Below are 17,899 nucleotides of genomic sequence, written 5' to 3' on the forward strand. Positions count from 1 at the left end.
GGTTGTGGACCTACAATCACGACCGGCCTAACATGGCGCTCGGCGGTATTACGCCAAAACAGAAATTGGCGCTCGCCGCTTAACCTCTACTTTTAGCGTGCTCTAAAAATGGGGGGATTACCGTGCCAGTTCGATCGACAGCTGATCCATCTCAGTCCATTCGAACGCACAGGCCAGGCCCTTGAAAAGCTGGACCAGCCAGTCGCGCGAACTATGGCCAAAGTCGTATCGACCAATGTCCCGGCCGTAGTCCTTCTTGCTGGCGTAAATGCGTCGGAAGCATGACACTGAACTGGCAGTGCGCTTCATCTCGCTCTCCCCGTCCAGCCTGAGTTCCTTGATGATGAAGTTAGCATTCTGGCGATGTGCTCGCTGAATGCCTGCATCCCCACCGTAGGTTGCCTCGAGGTAGTTCCACAGCTTGTCCAGGTCGACAGGCGGTGCCGAATCGACTTCGCTTCGTTCGCCCCGCCGGCTAGGCCGGTGATATTCTTCGCTCCAGCGGGTCATGCCAGTCGCTTCCAGGACTTCATGCTTGCTGATGTCGAGAACAACGCCGGCCGGAGCGAAGCGGTGTTGAGCGATCTGGATCAGGTTCGTGATGGCTTGCTCGGCCACGCGGTAGATACCTTGCGTACTTGGCCGATCGACGATGGTAGACCAGTCCTCCCCAAAAAGTAACTTTTGGAGGTGGGCCTGATCGTCTGACATCCTGCTCAGTTCACGTTCGAATTCCAGGTATGCGGTAAAGATTTGATTGCGGGACTTCGGCACTGCCGCTGCTTCTGGCGCCAGCTGCGGCACTGGTGCTGGCTCTGGCATAGGTGCCGGCGCTGCTGTAGGTGCTGCCGCCATCGTTGCTGAGCGGGGGCGTGCTGCGCTGACCAGGGCGAGCAGCTCGTCGTCCAGTTCAGTGTTGTTGCTGGGGAGCCCCGATCGAGGCGTAATCATGCCTTGGGGTGTTTGTACGGTTTGCATATGCATCTCCAAGTTCATGCCGCTGTGCGGCTGGGAAAAATGGAGGTGCCCGAGAGGGCTTGTCAGCTGGACGCTGAGAAGCGGGAGGAAGGTGAGTGGAAAGGAAAACGGCCCAACTCCGAAGAGAAGGGCCGTTCGCACGCAGAGACAAAAGTCTCAGAATCTTGTCAGAACATCAGTTCTTCACCGGGCTACGGTTGAAGTCATTCTTGATGAATTTGAACACAGCCACAAACGGTTCGAAGTACAGTTTGGTGTCTGCGACAGCTACTTTCGCGATGTGCTGGATGAGGGCGCTCATGTCCTACTCCTTAATGGCCTTTAGTCTTGCGATAAATGTACCTGCAAGCGCAGTAAAAGTCAAACAAGAGCAGGATGGTTTCCAGCACGTACAGCACCCACATCGTGATGCCTTTAATGCCGAATGCAGCCAGCCACTCGTTCGTTTTGTAGATGATGACAGCAGGTAGCATCACGGCCAGGAACCAGCAGATGCCCACAACGAAGTGGGTTGCTAGTTCGAAGATGATGAAGTACCAAGGGTCTTTTTTCTTGCTCATTTTGTACCGCCTTTTTAAAAAAATCCTTTCTCCGGTTGATTCCAGGTAGAGGTTGTTGAAGGGGCCTGTGAAGGCGTTCAAATCAATGCCGCAATGCGACGATGAAAGGATTGAGCAAGGGCTCGTCGGTCGTTACAACGATGAGCTGATAGATGGCGTGGGAACGTCGAGCGAGCTTGAGTCGCAACGTGGGAGATTTCGGGAGGTGGTGCGCCGGTTGAGCAGCGTGCGATGGGGTGATGCGGTACAAATATGCCGACAGAGCGACAAACGCATTGTAGCAACGTCATTTCCGGCGGGCAAGCGAATTGATGGCACGGCCGCCCCGGGAGGGGCGGCGTGGGTTTGTTTGCAGGTTAAATCAGGTCGGGCCGCATCCGTCCTTGAAGGCCCCAATCGGAAGCCTCCATTCGCCTTCTGGGAGGATGATCGGGCCGAGGTAATCGCGGCTTTCAGCAATTTGCAGCATTTCGAACGTGCATGGGTATGGGGTACCCAAATCTGCCTGCTCGTTCACCGTCCGGGTGCGATGTATCGTCACCTTGAACTGGCGCTCGTACGATGCGATCGGCTCGAATGCGTCGGGCATGTACGTGCGGATCGTTGCCCACTGATCGGAGTTGCCGAAAATGCAAGTTCGACACGAAGTCCGACCCCAGCCAAGGTGGTAGGCAGGATGGGCAGCTACCCGGTGCTTGCGGATGATTTCCCACACTTGCGCCTCAGTCCAGGAATGAACTGGACGCCAGTGATCGACATGGCGCCAGACTTTCAAGCCGTTGCGCAAGTCTGTCCTGTGCGGTTCGAAGGTCTTGTACTTCGCCCTGTTGGACGATTCCTCTGCACGCTCACCAGTGATTACCAAGGTGCGCGTGTTTTGGAATCGTGGGTCGTTCGTCATGACGCGTGCGAAGACATCGATCTTGGCCACCCCGCTACAGTAGCGAGTTCGTAAATCAGCGCCGACCTGCGGAAACTTCAGGCGCGTGCCCAGCTTCCCGCCGTCGCCGCCAACCGTACGCACCGATCCATCAGGCATTTCGAAGGAAACGGCACCGGTGCGAGACTCGCACCGCAGCATTTCGGCTTCGATGCCGCCAACGCGCCAACTGTTGTAGAGCGGCATGTTGAATGCCTTGGCCAGCGCGACCAGGTACCCTTCGGTGATTGGCCAGTCCATCAACTTACTTTCGCGGCCGTCGACGAGCTGGTGATGCAATTCGATTTTTGCAGGATCCACACCGGCTTCAAGCAGGGCAAGAAGAGATGCGACCGAATCCTTGCCCCCTGACATTTGCAGGGCGTATATAGAATAGCTGTGCAGGTCAAACTCCAGCGTGCTGTCTGTGATGGCATCGAGCACGTCGGTTTCATTTTCAGCGACTATTTCAAACATACTTTTCTCCAATTCCTTGCCGGAGGCCGGCGATAAAATTCGGAGAAGTCAGGTGACTTAGCTCTGCTGTGCAGGGATAAGGCGGGGAGAAGAAACCGCGCCACCCCGCGAAGGGTGGCGCTGGTTCAAGCTGCCAGCTTTTCAGCCGGCTGCGGTTTTACGAAGGGATGCTCGGAGACATACCCCATACGTTTCCACACTTCCGTGTCGGCGCGAATAGGGTTGGACATGCCGGTTTTCAGGTTGACGAAACGACCTGTGTAATCCAGCTTGCCATGCCTGAACAGCATCCACAGCAGATTGAAGATTTCCTGCGCCATCGCGTTGTTGATGACCAGGCTTTGCTTTTGCAGGGCTTCGGCCACCGAGCAGCTTGGCCTGTCGTCCTTTGCGTCGAGCGCAACGTCGACCATCTCTGGGAAGAGATCGGCCACGTGCGGCAGCCGCGGAGAATTGCTGTAGTGAGGCAAGATCTCGCCGAGCACGACCTGTCCCGAATCTTCGCCGTTGCCGCTGTCGATGTAGTAGCAGTGCTGGCTACGAACTGCTTGCAGGATTGCAGCGCGACCCTTGCGCGAGTCTACGCAACCGATAACGATGTCGGACTCGATCTTGTGGCTCGGCTCCAGCCTGCGAGTCACAGCCCTCCACTCCGTTCCCCACGCCACGTTGTGGCGGTTGATCAATAGCGAGGACTTGTGCTGGCCAACGTCGGCCGGGAAAAAGCACTGGCGGCCGATGTTGGACTTGGAGACGACGTCGTCGTCCCACAGCGTGACGTTCAGGCCGCCCGGATGGCCGAGCTCGAGCATTGCGAAATGTAATTGCATCAGGCGCGGGATCAGGGCAGACCCCGTGCCGCCGGCGCCGACGACGGTAACGCTGACAGCCTGGCGAAACAGGCGTGGATTTGCAGTGTGGGTGATCTTCATGGGGTGTCCAGTTGGAATTGTAGGATCGTGAACTGGCCCCTGATGCAGAGGCGCATTTTCACGGATTGTTGCGGAAGGTGGCAGTGGCCGACTACGAAGGCGATCTTTACCGCGTCCGCATCGTCCTTGTTATCGGTCGATGAGAAGAAGGCTTTGCCAGTGCTATGCGAGTGGCAGTCGATGACGATCTGCTCGTTCGGATCGAGGTCAGGAATTTTGTAGTCGAGGCTGGAGCGGGTGCCATGCACCGTGCCCGAGCGAACCAGTCGAAACTGCTGCGACACTTCATTCCAGACGATGTTGGCGCCGATTTCGACATGACTATCCTGCCGAGCCCACTGTATGAACTCCTGGAGAAGTTCGCGCGGAAGCTTCGGCGTGAAGTAGGTCGTGGATTCCTCCAGCGTGCCGAAGGGAACCACAGTGTTGACCTCCCCCACTTTGCGAACGAAGCGCGCCCAGCTGCGGCGCACTTCGAGGAACGTGCCGTTAGCAGCCATCACGATGCGTTCGCCGTTTTGAGCCAGCGGCTCGAGCGGCGAAAACTTCGGCATGGCCACGATCGGGCAGACGCGTTGGAGTACGACATCGCGCTTGTCCATCACTTTGCCCCCAGCTTCTTGCGCACTTCGACCATAACGTCGCTGAGCGTTTTTTCAGCCGGTACCAGGTACTGCATGGGGAACGTCTCATAGACGCCACCATCGAGCAGTTCCTTCCACATCGCATACTCACCACGAGGGTGCGACGCTTTCTTGATGCGGCCGTTGGGGTGCGTGAACTCGGAATCAAAGAAACCGTCCTCCCAGTCCGGAATCGCTGAGACAGCCGCCTTGCGGGGGATGTTTGCGGTGCCGGTGCAGATCGAATGGTTGTCGTTGACGTTGAAGTATGGAGCGTGACAGAGGGCTGTTTCCCCGCTAGGACGCTCGTTTTTTGGCAGTGCGAAGATATACCACGACTCCTTCACGACCACGAACAGGAGCGGCGGATGAGGCAGGTTGCCCCAACGCTGGCCCAGTTCCCGGCAATTGAAGAATGCACGGCGCTTGCCCTCGGGCAGCCACCACACCATGTGTTCAGCTGAAATGCTCACGACATTCTCCGGGAGGATGTCAGTGTTCAGCGAATGGGTTTTGGTGAGCTGTTCGAACATCGCGATCAAGGCCTCGGCCGTGATGGCGCTGCCGCCCATGATTTGCTGGTTCGGCGCCTCGGGAGTGCCAACATCACGCACTTCATTCTTGGTCACATACGTGATCGTGCTCGCGTCGTTCGGATTCGAATACAGGAGCAGTGCCCCGGTCAGTTTCAGGCGGGTGTCGCCTGCATGGATTGAAAAGTCGTACATTGCAGATTCCTTACATGTCGGCGTCGCCGATAGAGAGAAGTGGGATGAGCGCGTCTACCTCGGCCATGAGCCGAAACAGTGCGTCGAGTTTTATGAAAAAACTGTCGAGTTCGTTCGGATCGGATGGAAACTCGTTGATGGAGAGGAATTCCGAATACTCGCCCGACTCATAAACACCATTCACATGGGAGTCGATGAATTCGGTGTAACGGTCGTCGCGGTTAAAGCCGATGGAGCACGCGGTGAACAAGGGCTCGCCGCCGGGGCCGCTAAATTGCGCTCCGCACTCCTCGACGTACTGCTTGGCGTCGAGAAGTTTGATGAGCTGGCGTGCGACGGCTGCCACCTGCTTGTCGCGCCCTTTGGTGAGCTTTCGCAGTTTGCGCTTACCCAGCGCACGCTGGCCTTTCCGAGGGAAGCAGAAGCCCTGCCCCCACACCTTCATCAGCGTGCTGGGAAGATACCGGTGCGCTTCTTCGCCGTAGCGATCGATTAGATCAGCCATGGCGTCTTCGTCGGTGGGCATTTCGGAAAAGTCGCCGTCCCATAGCTGGTACGACGCTGTCTGATCGATGACCATCATCGGAGTCAGGATGTCGGCGGTCTTCCATCCGGCGCCTTCCATCTCGGAAAACGCGGAATAAAAAAGACCGGGGCATTTCTTTTCCAGTGCCAGCGCCACCGGCTCGGCGACGCGAACCTCAGACGTTTCGTAGCCGCTCAGGCCGAACACCCAATTCTTGTACTCCGTCGGCTCATGCTCGTATCCAAAATGGATCTCGCCTGCCGCCACAGCATCAAAAACACGGACGTCGAACTTGAGGTACTGCATGCGGTCGGTACGCTCCTTGAACCAGGCCCGAAGACCGTGTTCGAGGATGCACTTTGGCGTGCTTGCGTTTGGGCCGATCATTTCGGGCGTGATCACGCCGGCGTCAACGAGTGCCCGCGCGAACGAGGCGTAATCGACCTCGCGCACGACAATCTCTGCGAAGTGCGGCACGGCCGCGCTGATGGAGGGAAGTTGAAATGCCAGAGAAGGCAGTTGCGGGATATTGGCGACCTCTGCGAGGACGCTCATTTCAGTTGGATTGAGTTGCATTGCTACTCCTGTACGGTGTCCGCATAGCGGTAGAGAAGGAGCAAGCCAGAGGGCTTTCTTATGCGTGGGCAGAAGAAAGCCCCCGATAAATCGGGGGAGGAACCGCTAGAAAATCGGCGGTAGTTGCGAGGAAGCCAGCTGCAGTGGCCGGGCCGTCCTGGTCGAGGGTGCAAGTAACTTTTTTACTGCCGTGGAGCAGCTGGTCATTTGCTCGTCGACGAGGATCACGGCTCGCCCCCCACCCGGCTGGAGCCAGGTAGGGGTTTCGCCACGCAGAATCGAATCGATCTGGTGACGAAGCACTTCAGCCTTTCGTGCCGACGTTGCGCACGAACTTGTATGCCACCTGGTCACCGGTTACTTCCGGCTCCTGCAGCACCGCAGTGCTCAGGTCAGGGTACATGTTGACGTAGACGTCCTTCACTTCTTCTGGCGTGAAGTCCGGCCCCGGATCGGGCAGGTTGACGCCGTTGAACGAGAAGGTACGGGTGAGCTTTTGGATTTCGATTGCCATGATGATTATCCCAGCAGCGCCAGCAGGTCATTCTGATCCGACGAACCTGCAGCCGGTGCCGTTTCGCTCGCCGTGTTGGCCGAGGTGTCGAGGGTGTCGCCGACAGCATCGTCGTGATCTTCGCCCTCGCCGCTTTCACCGTCGTTGCCGGTCGCTTGCGCGGCTGGCTTCGGGGTGCTGGTGGTCTTGAGCGCCTTCACTGCTTTGTCCGAAGCCTTCTTCGTGGCCTCGCCCAGGATCGCCGCCGTCGCAGCCACTTGGGCGGTGAGGCTCAGGCGGTTGGTCTGGTAGGTCGTGATCAAGTCAGCGAAGCCGGCGTCGAGTTCGGCCGGAGTCGCTGCCATCGCGAGCGGCTGAGCCAGGGCTGGGTTCTTGCTGGAGGTGGTCGGCATGACGCAGACCTTGAGGGTGCCGTTTGCCCCGCGCGAAAGCTTGAGGGTCAGGGAGGTTTCTTCCGTGATGATGGAATCGAGTTGCGTGAACATGGTGGTTTCCTAAGAATTTTAGAAAAAGCGCCACGAGGGCGCTTTCAGGGATTTCAGTACATGAGGACAGGAGGGATCGTCGCGGAGTAGTCGAAGTCCTTGACCCCGAGCAGCTTCTTGATGAGGTCGTCCTTTTTTTCGTTTGCGAGCTTCGCGAAGCCATCACCGATGGCCTTGTCCAGGCCGACCGACTTGGCAATCACCCCGATCTCGCTCTTGGTGAGCAGTTCGAGGAATTCCTTATCGAGCTTCCAGTGCTTCGTCAGGTCGAGTTTGTGGTATTTCGCCAGGCGCTGCAGGTGACTCACCTCCAGGTTGTCGATCGCCGAAACGGCGATCAACGCAGTCAGGCGGTCAGCGACGCTGTCGTCGAACGCGCAAACCTGTGCAGCAATGCCGCCCAAGTCGGTCGCTTTCGTCTGATCGGTGAGCTTGCTCATCGCATTGCTGAGCTTGGAGCCGCTGATGTGGCGGGCGCTTTCGTTCAGGCACAACGCCAGAAGATAGCGGGCCGACAGGTCAGGCGAAGCCGCGATCTCTTTCTGCATCGCTGCACGCCACACCTTCTCGCGGTACGCCTTGACGCGGTCACCTTCGTTCACCGTGACCACGACTGGAGCTGCTTTCGGTGCTGCCCCTGCCTTCGGCGCCGCTTTCGCGGTGCCATCTGCTGGAGCGCCCTTGGCCGCGGCTGCTGCTTGCGCTGCGGCTTCTGCTGCGGCGTCAGCGGCTGCCTGCTGTTCCGACTGGATGCGAGCGGCCACCTTTTGCGAGTTGCAGACGGTGTCGAAGCACTGGTCTTTGAAGACCTTACCCATGCCTTGCGGCAGGCCACTGACAGCGGCACCGAAGTTTGCACACGAACGGCATGCTTCTGCCTGTTCGGTACCCACGCCCGCCTTGCCATCGGCCGAGAGCTTCACGAGCGTCGAGTTGTCACCCACACGAACAATCCGGATGACCGGGTATTCGTCCTTGAGCGACACGGCGATCGATTGCAGCTGATCTTCGGTTTTCTGCTTGTAGCAAGCGGAATTCGTGCAGCTGCCATCGGTGATGGACTGCTCGAACATGCTTGCCTGAACGGTGCTGTTGTGCGCGCATCCGTTGCAGTCGCTTTTATCGAAGATTGCCGACTCGAGCTTGGACGACGCCTGCTCGATGACGGCCTTCAACTCTGCGACCGAGGTCTTCTTTTCCAGAATCGCCGGCAGCAGCTTTTCCTGACGATCCTTTGCCAGGGAAGCGAACAACTCAGCGTGGCCGAGCAAGATCTTGCGCTCGTTCAGAGCCGTGCGGACGACGTCAGCACAGTTCATCAGCGCCAGGCGCGAGTCGAGTTTGCCGCGGGACCAGCTCAGGAGCCGGGCCGCCTCTTCGCGATCGCCTTTGACACGACCCACAACCGAAGCGGCCGAGACGGCTTCTTCGATTGGCGACATGTCGGCGCGAACGGTGTTCTCGACGTTGGCCAATACCTCAGCTTCTGCATCGGAGCACTCGCGAACCACGACAGGCATGTCGTACTCTTCACCGTGCGCCTCGAGGGCAGCGCGGTAACGACGATGGCCGGCGATGATTTCGTAGCCACCATCCTTCGGGCGAACCAGGATGGCTTGCGCCACGCCGTGTTCGCTGACCGAGGCAACCAGTTCGGCCATCTCAGTCGGATCGAAGTAAGTACGCGGGTTGTTACCCTCGCGGATGTGCTTGAGCTTGATGAAGCGAGGCGCTTCGGCTGCAGGCTTTGCCGCTTCCGGTGCAACGCGCTTGGCCGCGGGGGCCGGTGCTACGGATGCTCCAGGTGCTGCGACGGTTTCGAGGTTGGTAATTGCTTCGTTGACGACTGCAGGCGACACAGCGCCGCCGAGTGGCTGGATATGGCCAGATAATTGCATGGGGGGAATCTCCAAATGATGCCGGATACCGGCGAGGGAAATTTGGAGTGGTGACACACACTTTCTTATGCCAGGCAGCACAAGAAAGTCGGTATTGGTGAGCGGCTAAGCGCTGATGGGGTACTGGGAACAAATATGCCGCAGGGCGACAACCGAAGATTAACCCAAAAGTTGACCACTTGCAACCGATCCGTTCCTGTGGTTGGGGCCACAGCAACGGATCGGTTCAAGGGTCGTAAGTCAGTCCGGAATCGGATCTTCGTTCTGCCACTGCCCGCAGTCGTCGCACTTGGCGTCATCAAGGTAGCGGTAGAAGGTCAGGTCATTCGCCCGACAGGTCTTGCAGACGCATCTGCCTGCGACAAAGGTCGTGGATGGCTCTGGGTCGCCCGCTAAGACGAATACTGGGGTGGACGGTTTCGGTGTGCGTTTAACTTGAGTGTACATGTTCTTGAATTCGGTGAGGCGGCTTCGAAGGACGCCACCGTGCCGGAGCACGGTGGCGCCGTTGAATGGACGATCCTTCTGTCGCCTGTTTGCTTACGCTGCTTGGGCAGTGGTGTCGATTTGTTTTACGTGTGCAATTGCTGCGTCGCGTGGCAGTTTCGCCAGTTCTTCGATTTCCGCCTCGATGCGCGCGAGCACATCGATCTTCGTCGTGTACCCCTTTCCATACCGGGCAAAGGAGTAGGCGTTGAAGTCGCGGGAGTCGATGCCGATCTGCGCGACGCGGATCGACAAGCCGATGAGCTTGGCCGCGCACTCGTTACCGAGGCGCTTGAGTTGCTCGAGCATCTTGATGGCGGTTTCCACGTGGGCCGTGTCGTTCTCCCAGGACTGCGCGATTTTGAGGTCGAAATACTGCATCACGAGATCCTGATTGAGGCCCATCGCTTCGGCCAGCGCTTCGAGCCGGTCGTTGGCGTCTGGGACGCCCTGCCCTTCCGACTGGATTGGTGTGGGCTCTGCCGGCGGCAACAAGACCGCCTCAGGCATCCCCTTCGGCTGCGACAACCATGCAACGGGTGTCTGGGCTGATGGGAGGGCCAAGACCTTGCCGCTGCTCAGGAGCGCACCGATGTCGATGTCGGCCTGCAGTTTCGGTACCCACTGGAAGCCGCTTTGCTTCTTCCCGTGTTCATCGAAGTACGTGCGGGGCTCCAGTGACTTGGTGATCCAGAAGATCGGCGCACCCGGCTTGTTTGGATTCCAGCGCGGGATGGTGCCGAGCGCATCGCGGATTCGTTCCAGGTCCGACCAGATACCCTCGGCCGCATACTCCGAGCTGGTTTCCATCCCAAGCATTCCAGTGGTCGGAATGCCCGGCACGTAAAACAGCAGGCGGCCGCGGAACTTGCACTGGCCCTGTCCGAATTCATGGCAGGAGCCCGGGTCGCACACGCCTCGAATCACCTTCTCGCGGCGGGGCACCTTCTTGATGCGACGCGCACGGATCTGCGCTGCCTGCTCGTCGGACACCGTGGGCAGGTAGCGGCAGTAACGCTCGCCGTCCTCACCGTAGTGCGACTCGTAGTGCGGCTCGAAACCATGACGCTTGAACTGATTCGGATAGACCTCATTCAGGTCATCCGAGTGAAACACGACAGGAAAGCGGTACAGCTGCTTTTTGTCGCTGTGCTCGCTGCGGATTTCGCCGTACGTGTCGACGATGAGCGCCGCGATCTCAGGCATGCCGAAATCGGAAGCTGCGACGTTGAAGAACGGGGTGTTGCGGGGGAACATCGGGTTGGGAAGGCCGGTCGCATCCTTGATGCGCTTTTCGATGTCGGTGAACTTTTGGCGCTTTTCGACGCCGTCGTTGTAGATGGAAACTGCCTTGGGGTTGTTCTGCGCGGCCTTGGTCAAAACCTTGATGCCAGCGCGTATCTTTCCACCGAGGCGGACTTGCTGGTCGGTGTTGGCTGCCCGGGTGGACAGGACAGAGAATTTCATTGGTGCGTTCATTGCGGTTCCTTCGCGGCGTTCGCCGTTGCAAGTTAGTGGCGGGCATATGCCTGCCAATCCACTTAATGCCTCGTTCGAGGCGTCAGAAGGTCGCGTGCTTGTGGCACTAATCTGCCGCGCAGACTGGTACCGGAAAAGTTACTTGGGCTTTCGCATACGCACCGCATGAGAAAACCCCGAATGGGGTTTTGGCCGTGAGGCCGTGGCTTAGACTTCTGCCACAAGTTCCAGAATATTTTCTTTCAGGGAGCGGCCGGCGCCGAACCAGGCGCTGTCCAGACGGTATTCCTGGTTCTTCGCACGAATGTGGAAGTCCGAGTATTCCGTGACAGCATTCACCAGGCCCCATGCGGTGCCTGCAACGCCATCGATCCGGGAGCCCTTGCCAACACCGTTGAACAGCTGCATCACCGATTTGAAGCCCTTGGTGGTGCGGATGGGAACGGTAACGCCCTTCTTTGCGAACATCGCTTCGATGATTTCTTCGGCTTGGGAGCCGGTCAGCGAAGTGTTTGCGAAGCCTTTCATGCGATCCATGAAGTCGGTGAAGACGTCGGTCACATTCAGGCCCAGTTCGGTTTTCACGTCGTCCGGGTTGAACTCGGTGTTGTGACGCACCGAGACGCGGTTGCCGTGATTTTCCCGGAAGCTCATCTGCAGCGTGTTGTTGCAGACCACGCGGATACTGGTGAAGAACGTATCCGTCGCGAGGCCTTTGTCGCAGCTGGTAACGAGCAGCAGGTAGGTGTTGACCTGGTCGCCGTCAACGACTTCGCCGCCGAGGCCGGTGCGAGCCAGCGCCCAGAAGCGGCGGCCGCCTTTCATGGTGCCGGCAGTCTCCAGTTCGAAGCCATTCTTTTCGCAGAGCGAGCGGAAGAACTCCAGGACTTGCCGGGGCTGGACGATCTTGTACTTGGGCGAGACGATCGACAGTGGCGCGTTCGTGTCGCTGCGGTACAGGACCTCGTTCGCTTTCCAGTCGTGCAGCTCGCCGTTCGTGTACTGGACGTGCGTGCGCTTGATTTCCCAGTCCATGCCAGCAGCGGTGCGCCATTCATCGATGGACGCGCCCGGCAGCATGATTTGGCCGAGGCCATGCCAGGGGGTTTCGCCTGCAAAGGCCATTTCAGCGGTACCGGAATTGGTAATGGTGAGCAGATGGGACATTGGTTTTTCCGAGGTAAGTTTTAGATGAGGTTGAGGTGGATTGCGACGGTCTTGTTGTTGCGCAGCGTCTCCGGTGGATAGGCCAGTGCAACACGACGTTCGAATTCCTCGACGGCTTGCTGTTCGTTCATGGGAGTCTTACGGCGGCCCGGCTTGACCAGCACTTCACGCTTGGTAGCGTAAGGAGCGATGGTCGAGCTCACCAGGACGAAGCGCACCGTTTCGCCGTCTTGCTCAGCGAGCAGGCGGAGTTCGGTCTCACCGGTCTTGGCACGAGCGATCTTCAACGCGCGGCTTTGGGCCGGGCCCGCGGCTTTCGCTGGGGCCGAATCTGCGATCGGCGCCGGCACCGAAGTCGGGCTGCTCGCTGAAGGTGCCTCGATGGAATCGTCGGGGAAGAAGCCCATTGGAATATCAGCCAGGGTCAGGCCTTGGGGGGATTGCATGTGCATGATGTAAAGCTTTCAGTGGTCGAGGCGACGAGCTACGGACGTAGCGGTGCAGACTGCACGCATGAGGCGATGCAGGACGGGCCGGCGCTTGTGAGCAAGCGCGGTGTCAACGCAGTAGTCGATTAGGTTGCGGTCGCCATCGGTGATGAAAATGCCGAAGACGAAGTTTTCACCGGAGCCGGTGATGGTTTGGAACTGGAAGATGCAGCACGCGGAGTGCTTGAACAACTGCTTGTGGTTTTCGAAGGTTTGCAGCACGAAGCGGCGATGCGTGAACATCGTCGATGCGGCTACCAGGTCGGCCTTTTGCAGCTCGCCGGGCTGGTACTGCATCTGCAACTCGTCCAGGACGCAAGAATGCGAACGGATGACTTTCGAGATCTGGCTTGGGGTGTTGGCGTCGCCAACGGTGATGCTTGGGAGGGAATTTTCGAATGTTTTGTGTCCAACCCTCGGACACTTGAGAAGGGTGGGAAGCATGCCATTTCCTTGCCGCGGTGCGGCTGTATGAAATGGGTAAGGCTGTGTGACAGCCTCGCTAATGTCGGAGCATTAGAGAAGCGGAACTGCAGAGTATGAGGTGACGCAGGGGAACAACAATGCCGCATAGCGACGACGCCACTGTAACGTAATTCTTGTCTCATGCCAACTATTTTTCGGCTTTCCGCGCCCGTACGTGGCGCTGAGCCGCTACAGTTACGCCTGGCGCGCACCCTGCCCTCTATCCACCCTGCCATGCCAGCAGATCAGCTTAGGCCAGTGGAGGCTCGCTCTACCGTTCCGGCTTGCATGTCGGGCCTGGCAGACTAAGCTCAACGTCATGGTTTGCCGCTTCATTCACCAGAGAATCACATGAATCATTTGAACCAATATAAGCCTGCTCAGCTGCAGCAGGTATTGGGCAAATTCAGTAAGGACTTGCGGTTGGTCGTCACGGACGTAGAGATACGAGAGGCGTTCACGGCAGCAGGCCTTGCACAGCCTACCGACAGGGGAGTCAAGCTGTTCCGCACCATGCTCAGTGCCGAGCGCGAAAAGACCACCGAAGCGCTTCTAATCCAGCTCGGTGACCGCTTCGATTATGAGCCTAAGCCCGGTGCGATTGTCGTGGCCTTGGAAGCCGCCGGGTACACCTTTTCCCGGCATTATCAGATCGCACTGATCAAAAGGCTCAAGGAGTTAAATTCGGAGCGGTGGGCAACTGCGGCCGCATCCGAGACCACAACCAAGCTCACAATGATCGAGGGCGAGAAAGCAATGTGGGATGCCCTTATGAAAGCATATAACATGAATTCCGTGGCGCTCGCATCGATGTTATTGCGGGTATTCGCAGTGGTGACAAGTACCGGTAAGATAAATCTCTTGGATGTGCCATATCTTGCGTCGTCCCTTAAGGACAAGGAGCTCAAACGGTATGCCGAGTCTCTTACGTTCACTGTTAAAAGATCCCGTAAATCCCGCGCCTAACCAGCGCTTTTAGTAAGGAAATTGTAATGCCAAAGAATTTAGTCGAATTCCTTTCGATGATGGATGAGCGTCTGTGGTTTCGTATGATCGTATGTTTCCTACCTGGCCTTGTTCTACTAAAGCTGTTCGGTTACTCGGCGGACGGGTCGTTCGCTGGTATGCTGACAGCGGCAGTGCTCATTATCGGAGTGGCCATCTACCTGCTATGGGGACGAATCAGGGGCATCTCTTCAGCAGGCGAGGGTGAAGAGGAGAACGAAGAAGAAAGCTTGGGATCGGACACGCTGGCTGTTCGTTCGGCGCCAGAGGTATCAGGCTTGGAGCAGCTCGCAGTGCTGAGAGAACTGCGAAGCTTGTGTGGCGAGGCCGAGCGTGAATCAGATCGCCTGATAGCGATGGAAATTCAGGTCAACCCGAAGATGAGTTTTTCCGAAGCTGCGCAAAGTGCATTAGCCAGACGACGGATTCTGGGCCAATAAAAAAGGCGCTCATCGAGAGCGCCTTTTTTATTACGTTCCGGTTTGGAAGTTTGATGTTGTCAGCCAGATTCCACCGATTAGCAGGACGATAATCGTCAACAGTGTAATCGCGGACAAGCTAAACGGCGCCAGCGGTAAAAACGCGAACATGCCGAACATCAAAACCATCGTGTGCATGGACGAATAGAAGAACACAGGATTCGAATTTTCGAAACGGTACTTCTTAGTCGCACGCACCATGAATCCATCCACGGCGGCGGGGATGGCCAGGACCAGTAGCGGAAGCAGGAAAATCGACTTGAGCGCGAAGAAGCGCCAAGTTGCCTTATAGAGCATGAGCCAGACGCCATGAATCCACGAATTCGAAAAGTCGAGGATTCCGCCTTTCGAAGTTCCGAAAAACTGCTGTGTTTTCGCCATGAAGCCGTTCTCGACAAACAGGGACGCGAACCGCTGATCGACCGTCTGCGTCATTGCTGCCACGTCCACGCCCAGGGCCGCGACCATTTCGACCTCGGACTGCGTCAAGGTTTGGTCAGGAACGACCAGCGGCACGAATATTAAAGCCAGGATTGGCAAAAAGAACGACCACAGGATGAAGTGGCTACCGAACGAATTTTGGACACTTACCGGATGGATAGCCATGACATCACGCCAGCTGCGTCGGATCGCCGATTAGCTCTGCTAGTGACGCCTGGTCAAGCAGTGAGGCCGGGATAATTTTCGTCATCAGGAAAGTGCTGGTGATCGGCTCTGCGATCTGGCACTGTTGCCGCTCCACCTCGACTTCGGCGCCCGGGTAGAGCGTCAGAAAGTCGGTGACGCTCGACACGAAAGGCATCCATGCAATCGCACCGCGCGGAGTCTCGACAATTACTTGCTGCGCGAACACTTCCTGGCTGTTCGATAGCAGTGAACGAACGAATGCAGCTCGGGCTGCCCGCGGCGAGTTTTCGTACTCTTCATAGGCGTCCATCGCCCGTTTAATTGCGCCCACGAGCAAAGGCTTTCCATCTGGACCGATCGAGACCATTCCAACGTATTCAGCGAACGCTGTAGCGATGTTTTCGATCATGGAGTCCATGACCCACAAGTGTTTTGCCTTCGACTGTTCGCCGGCGGCTTTGACCGCCTCAGCTAATATCTGCTTCTTATCCATATGGTCCTCCAGTGAGACTCTTTATACTTTGGCAATCATTGCATTATACTGCCAGATTGTCTGTAGGAAATTGTGCCGTTCGGTGTGTTTAGTTTCTTGTTCGTCTTATTGCAACAACGGCAGCCGCCCTTTGTAGAGAGTGCTCCCCGCTAAGAATGCAAAGTACTGCAGACCTGGTAGCCGGGTAAGCAAATCAGGACTTACGAAGGGTATCTCCACTTCGCTAAGGGCCCTTGCTGTTGAACCGCTGAATTCTGTGAACGATTTCGACGAGCCGCTGCCGGTCGTATGCGTCACGCGCACATCACGCGCAGCTGTCTTGCCGAACGAGGTGGCGATCCATTCAGCCATTTGCGGATCTTTGACGCGTAAGCAGAGAACGTTGTTCAGGTTGCCCAAGGCCTGGCCGGTTCGCGCATTCGATCCGAAGACGACGTCGAAGTCCGCGATCGTCTGGGTGGCGATGAAGGCCTTGATGCCGGCGCCACCACCCTTGTTCAGAATTTGGATGGCCTGCTCGTTCATGACCTCCGCGGCCTCATCGATAAACAGGTAGATGTCCTCGGGCTTGTCCTTGAAGTTATAGATCGCGCCGGCCACGCTAGCGAAGTCCGCCAACAAGATTGAGCCGATCGCGCTGCCTATGATCTTGTTGGAGAGGGAGTCCAGGCCGACGTACAGCACGGCGTTCTCTTCGATGATCTTCTGCGTGTCGTAGATCGGGCGCGTGTCGTTCAGGTCGAGAGGATCGGGCGAAAGCATCTGCCCCAGTTCGTCCGAGCCGAGCATTTCCAGGATCGGCTCCAGCACCTGAATCATCTTGCTGTAGTGTTCCTTCGAGTGGTTCACCATCGCGATCAATGCCTCGATCGCCTCGTCCTTGATTTTCAAGGAGAGGAATTTTCCGGTCATACCTTCCAGGCGCTCGGACTTGAACGGCGAAGTTTTACCGCGCTGCTGCTTTTCGACGAACGTGTCCAGGTCCTGATCCCATGCACCGCCCAAGCGCTGGTAGAGCGCCTTCTTGAGCAGGCTTTCCAGAAGGGGCTCAACGCCGTTCTGGACATATTCTTTCGCAGTGCGAATGTTCGGGCGCACGCCATCGGCAACCTGGGCGCGCATCACTCGGAACAGTGTCTTCCAAGCGAACGCGCCGAACGTGCCCTCGGCGTCGACGAGCTGGCCGATGCGCGTCGCTGCTTCCGCGACTGTGTTCCAGTTTGCCAGCGGATTCATACGAATCGACTTCGACGGATGGGCCGGATGGAAGTACAGGAACTTCCGGCCGGCGCGTTCGCATTCCTTGCGCACTCGCTGCTCCCAGTCTTTATCGCCCTTTGGATCGATGATGATCAGGATCTTTTTCGCGTGGACAATCTGGGTCGTCAACAGCTCGTATAAACGGGTCTTGCCGGCCCGCGTGGTGCCGACCACAAGGGTGTGGCCAGGCAACGCTTCGATCGGCAACGTCAGTTCTTCTTCATCAGGGCTGATGCCATGAATCCATGATACGCCGACACTGTCAGCTTTCAAGGGAACAAAGTTTTTGGGCTGGATTGCCTTGAGAATTGGCGGCGGAAGCCAGCTCGGCGGGCCTTGGATTTCGCCGGGGCTGCGGTACATGATCTGACGCGAAATTTCCGCGTGTTGCTGCGTCCAGCGAAAACCACGACCGAGCCAGAAGCCTCCCTTCCCGTCCGACTCTTTCCGCTTGGCGCCGTCCATTTTCAGGTGGCGTCGTGAGATTGTGAGGGCGTCTGCGACGGTGATCGTTTCGACCCGCAACGCAGAGAGTGACGCGCGAAAGCGATAGAGGTCGATGGCTTGCTTGCCTCGGTATGCCGCAGCACCGACGACTGCTGCTGCTGCTACCGGCCACATTGGTGGATGAAGCGCTGCCAGCAAGGCCGAGGAAGCTGCCCAGGACAGGCAAGACGGCAGCTCGTACACTGGCCGGAACATGTCGTGATAGGTACGTGACATAGGAGAAGTGG

General features: G+C 57.6%; 20 protein-coding genes. 2 read left to right on the top strand and 18 right to left on the bottom strand.

The genetic code is table 11. The annotated features are described in order from the left end of the window. Positions 1-117: 117 nt before the first annotated feature. The 15 genes from J3U95_RS25000 to J3U95_RS25065 form a co-directional block, all read right to left on the bottom strand. The gene (locus J3U95_RS25000; protein WP_208281339.1) at positions 118-978 is read right to left on the bottom strand and encodes a hypothetical protein; all 861 of its coding nucleotides are present in this window, start codon (positions 976-978) and stop codon (positions 118-120) included. 175 nt (positions 979-1,153) lie between these two features. Continuing rightward, positions 1,154-1,279 (bottom strand): hypothetical protein, encoded by a 126-nt coding sequence (locus J3U95_RS28600; protein ID WP_267872334.1) that lies wholly within the window; start codon positions 1,277-1,279, stop codon positions 1,154-1,156. A 10-nt stretch (positions 1,280-1,289) separates the two neighbouring features. Then, positions 1,290-1,538 (bottom strand): hypothetical protein, encoded by a 249-nt coding sequence (locus J3U95_RS25005; protein ID WP_051996364.1) that lies wholly within the window; start codon positions 1,536-1,538, stop codon positions 1,290-1,292. Positions 1,539-1,899: 361 nt separating this feature from the next. Continuing rightward, positions 1,900-2,934, bottom strand: a complete 1,035-nt coding sequence (locus J3U95_RS25010) for a phosphoadenosine phosphosulfate reductase domain-containing protein (RefSeq protein WP_051996363.1) — start codon at positions 2,932-2,934, stop codon at positions 1,900-1,902. Positions 2,935-3,059: 125 nt separating this feature from the next. Further along, positions 3,060-3,866 (bottom strand): PRTRC system ThiF family protein, encoded by an 807-nt coding sequence (locus J3U95_RS25015; RefSeq protein WP_036210041.1) that lies wholly within the window; start codon positions 3,864-3,866, stop codon positions 3,060-3,062. Beyond that, positions 3,863-4,468 carry a PRTRC system protein A gene (locus J3U95_RS25020; protein WP_036210037.1) on the bottom strand — a complete coding sequence of 202 codons (606 nt, stop codon included), beginning with the start codon at positions 4,466-4,468 and terminating at the stop codon, positions 3,863-3,865. The genes J3U95_RS25015 and J3U95_RS25020 overlap by 4 nt, the downstream gene beginning before the upstream one ends. Then, positions 4,468-5,217, bottom strand: a complete 750-nt coding sequence (locus J3U95_RS25025) for a PRTRC system protein B (RefSeq protein ID WP_051996362.1) — start codon at positions 5,215-5,217, stop codon at positions 4,468-4,470. Before J3U95_RS25025 ends, J3U95_RS25020 begins: the two co-directional genes overlap by 1 nt. A gap of 10 nt (positions 5,218-5,227) precedes the next feature. After that, positions 5,228-6,319 (bottom strand): PRTRC system protein F, encoded by a 1,092-nt coding sequence (locus J3U95_RS25030; protein ID WP_036210034.1) that lies wholly within the window; start codon positions 6,317-6,319, stop codon positions 5,228-5,230. 304 nt (positions 6,320-6,623) lie between these two features. Beyond that, positions 6,624-6,833 (bottom strand): PRTRC system protein C, encoded by a 210-nt coding sequence (locus J3U95_RS25035; protein ID WP_036210031.1) that lies wholly within the window; start codon positions 6,831-6,833, stop codon positions 6,624-6,626. Positions 6,834-6,838: 5 nt separating this feature from the next. Beyond that, positions 6,839-7,318 carry a PRTRC system protein E gene (locus J3U95_RS25040; RefSeq protein ID WP_036210028.1) on the bottom strand — a complete coding sequence of 160 codons (480 nt, stop codon included), beginning with the start codon at positions 7,316-7,318 and terminating at the stop codon, positions 6,839-6,841. Between the two features lie 53 nt (positions 7,319-7,371). Continuing rightward, positions 7,372-9,216 (bottom strand): PRTRC system ParB family protein, encoded by a 1,845-nt coding sequence (locus tag J3U95_RS25045; protein ID WP_081925884.1) that lies wholly within the window; start codon positions 9,214-9,216, stop codon positions 7,372-7,374. Between the two features lie 540 nt (positions 9,217-9,756). Beyond that, the gene (locus tag J3U95_RS25050; protein ID WP_152570917.1) at positions 9,757-11,181 is read right to left on the bottom strand and encodes a recombination directionality factor; all 1,425 of its coding nucleotides are present in this window, start codon (positions 11,179-11,181) and stop codon (positions 9,757-9,759) included. 207 nt (positions 11,182-11,388) lie between these two features. Next, a complete protein-coding gene (locus J3U95_RS25055) occupies positions 11,389-12,348 on the bottom strand; it encodes a DUF932 domain-containing protein (protein ID WP_229520092.1) in 960 nt (319 codons plus the stop codon). Positions 12,349-12,368: 20 nt separating this feature from the next. Beyond that, positions 12,369-12,800, bottom strand: coding sequence for a hypothetical protein (locus J3U95_RS25060; protein ID WP_152570916.1), 432 nt, complete (start codon positions 12,798-12,800; stop codon positions 12,369-12,371). 12 nt (positions 12,801-12,812) lie between these two features. Continuing rightward, positions 12,813-13,280 carry a hypothetical protein gene (locus tag J3U95_RS25065; protein ID WP_036210017.1) on the bottom strand — a complete coding sequence of 156 codons (468 nt, stop codon included), beginning with the start codon at positions 13,278-13,280 and terminating at the stop codon, positions 12,813-12,815. Positions 13,281-13,652: 372 nt separating this feature from the next. Here J3U95_RS25065 and J3U95_RS25070 point away from each other — a divergent pair, with 372 nt between their 5' ends. Both J3U95_RS25070 and J3U95_RS25075 read left to right on the top strand, forming a co-directional pair. Beyond that, positions 13,653-14,267, top strand: coding sequence for a hypothetical protein (locus J3U95_RS25070; RefSeq protein WP_152570915.1), 615 nt, complete (start codon positions 13,653-13,655; stop codon positions 14,265-14,267). A gap of 26 nt (positions 14,268-14,293) precedes the next feature. Beyond that, entirely contained in the window at positions 14,294-14,746 is a 453-nt protein-coding gene (locus J3U95_RS25075; protein ID WP_036210012.1) for a hypothetical protein, read from the top strand. A 30-nt stretch (positions 14,747-14,776) separates the two neighbouring features. Here the strand turns inward: J3U95_RS25075 and J3U95_RS25080 are convergent, their stop codons facing one another. The 3 genes from J3U95_RS25080 to traD all read right to left on the bottom strand — a co-directional run bounded on the left by J3U95_RS25080 (position 14,777) and on the right by traD (position 17,888). Beyond that, on the bottom strand, positions 14,777-15,391 hold the full coding sequence (locus J3U95_RS25080) for an IncC plasmid conjugative DNA transfer DtrJ family protein (RefSeq protein ID WP_036210008.1): 615 nt from the start codon (positions 15,389-15,391) through the stop codon (positions 14,777-14,779). Between the two features lie 4 nt (positions 15,392-15,395). Continuing rightward, positions 15,396-15,905, bottom strand: a complete 510-nt coding sequence (locus J3U95_RS25085) for a hypothetical protein (RefSeq protein ID WP_036210005.1) — start codon at positions 15,903-15,905, stop codon at positions 15,396-15,398. Positions 15,906-16,010: 105 nt separating this feature from the next. Continuing rightward, the gene (gene traD, locus J3U95_RS25090; protein ID WP_036210002.1) at positions 16,011-17,888 is read right to left on the bottom strand and encodes a conjugative transfer system coupling protein TraD; all 1,878 of its coding nucleotides are present in this window, start codon (positions 17,886-17,888) and stop codon (positions 16,011-16,013) included. Positions 17,889-17,899: the final 11 nt, after the last annotated feature.

It is taken from the genome of Massilia oculi, assembly GCF_017582745.1.
GTDB lineage: Bacteria > Pseudomonadota > Gammaproteobacteria > Burkholderiales > Burkholderiaceae_D > Telluria > Telluria oculi_A.

Bases quoted from the DNA above. Each gene is read 5' to 3' on its own strand.
- J3U95_RS25045 (WP_081925884.1), bottom strand. From the start codon at position 9,216: ATGCAATTATCTGGCCATATCCAGCCACTCGGCGGCGCTGTGTCGCCT.
- J3U95_RS25075 (WP_036210012.1), top strand. From the start codon at position 14,294: ATGCCAAAGAATTTAGTCGAATTCCTTTCGATGATGGATGAGCGTCTG.
- J3U95_RS25035 (WP_036210031.1), bottom strand. From the start codon at position 6,833: ATGGCAATCGAAATCCAAAAGCTCACCCGTACCTTCTCGTTCAACGGC.
- J3U95_RS25065 (WP_036210017.1), bottom strand. From the start codon at position 13,280: ATGCTTCCCACCCTTCTCAAGTGTCCGAGGGTTGGACACAAAACATTC.
- J3U95_RS28600 (WP_267872334.1), bottom strand. From the start codon at position 1,279: ATGAGCGCCCTCATCCAGCACATCGCGAAAGTAGCTGTCGCAGACACC.
- J3U95_RS25025 (WP_051996362.1), bottom strand. From the start codon at position 5,217: ATGTACGACTTTTCAATCCATGCAGGCGACACCCGCCTGAAACTGACC.
- J3U95_RS25015 (WP_036210041.1), bottom strand. From the start codon at position 3,866: ATGAAGATCACCCACACTGCAAATCCACGCCTGTTTCGCCAGGCTGTC.
- J3U95_RS25060 (WP_152570916.1), bottom strand. From the start codon at position 12,800: ATGCACATGCAATCCCCCCAAGGCCTGACCCTGGCTGATATTCCAATG.
- J3U95_RS25020 (WP_036210037.1), bottom strand. From the start codon at position 4,468: ATGGACAAGCGCGATGTCGTACTCCAACGCGTCTGCCCGATCGTGGCC.
- J3U95_RS25055 (WP_229520092.1), bottom strand. From the start codon at position 12,348: ATGTCCCATCTGCTCACCATTACCAATTCCGGTACCGCTGAAATGGCC.
- J3U95_RS25040 (WP_036210028.1), bottom strand. From the start codon at position 7,318: ATGTTCACGCAACTCGATTCCATCATCACGGAAGAAACCTCCCTGACC.
- J3U95_RS25005 (WP_051996364.1), bottom strand. From the start codon at position 1,538: ATGAGCAAGAAAAAAGACCCTTGGTACTTCATCATCTTCGAACTAGCA.
- traD (WP_036210002.1), bottom strand. From the start codon at position 17,888: ATGTCACGTACCTATCACGACATGTTCCGGCCAGTGTACGAGCTGCCG.
- J3U95_RS25030 (WP_036210034.1), bottom strand. From the start codon at position 6,319: ATGCAACTCAATCCAACTGAAATGAGCGTCCTCGCAGAGGTCGCCAAT.
- J3U95_RS25080 (WP_036210008.1), bottom strand. From the start codon at position 15,391: ATGGCTATCCATCCGGTAAGTGTCCAAAATTCGTTCGGTAGCCACTTC.
- J3U95_RS25050 (WP_152570917.1), bottom strand. From the start codon at position 11,181: ATGAACGCACCAATGAAATTCTCTGTCCTGTCCACCCGGGCAGCCAAC.
- J3U95_RS25070 (WP_152570915.1), top strand. From the start codon at position 13,653: ATGAATCATTTGAACCAATATAAGCCTGCTCAGCTGCAGCAGGTATTG.
- J3U95_RS25085 (WP_036210005.1), bottom strand. From the start codon at position 15,905: ATGGATAAGAAGCAGATATTAGCTGAGGCGGTCAAAGCCGCCGGCGAA.
- J3U95_RS25000 (WP_208281339.1), bottom strand. From the start codon at position 978: ATGCAAACCGTACAAACACCCCAAGGCATGATTACGCCTCGATCGGGG.
- J3U95_RS25010 (WP_051996363.1), bottom strand. From the start codon at position 2,934: ATGTTTGAAATAGTCGCTGAAAATGAAACCGACGTGCTCGATGCCATC.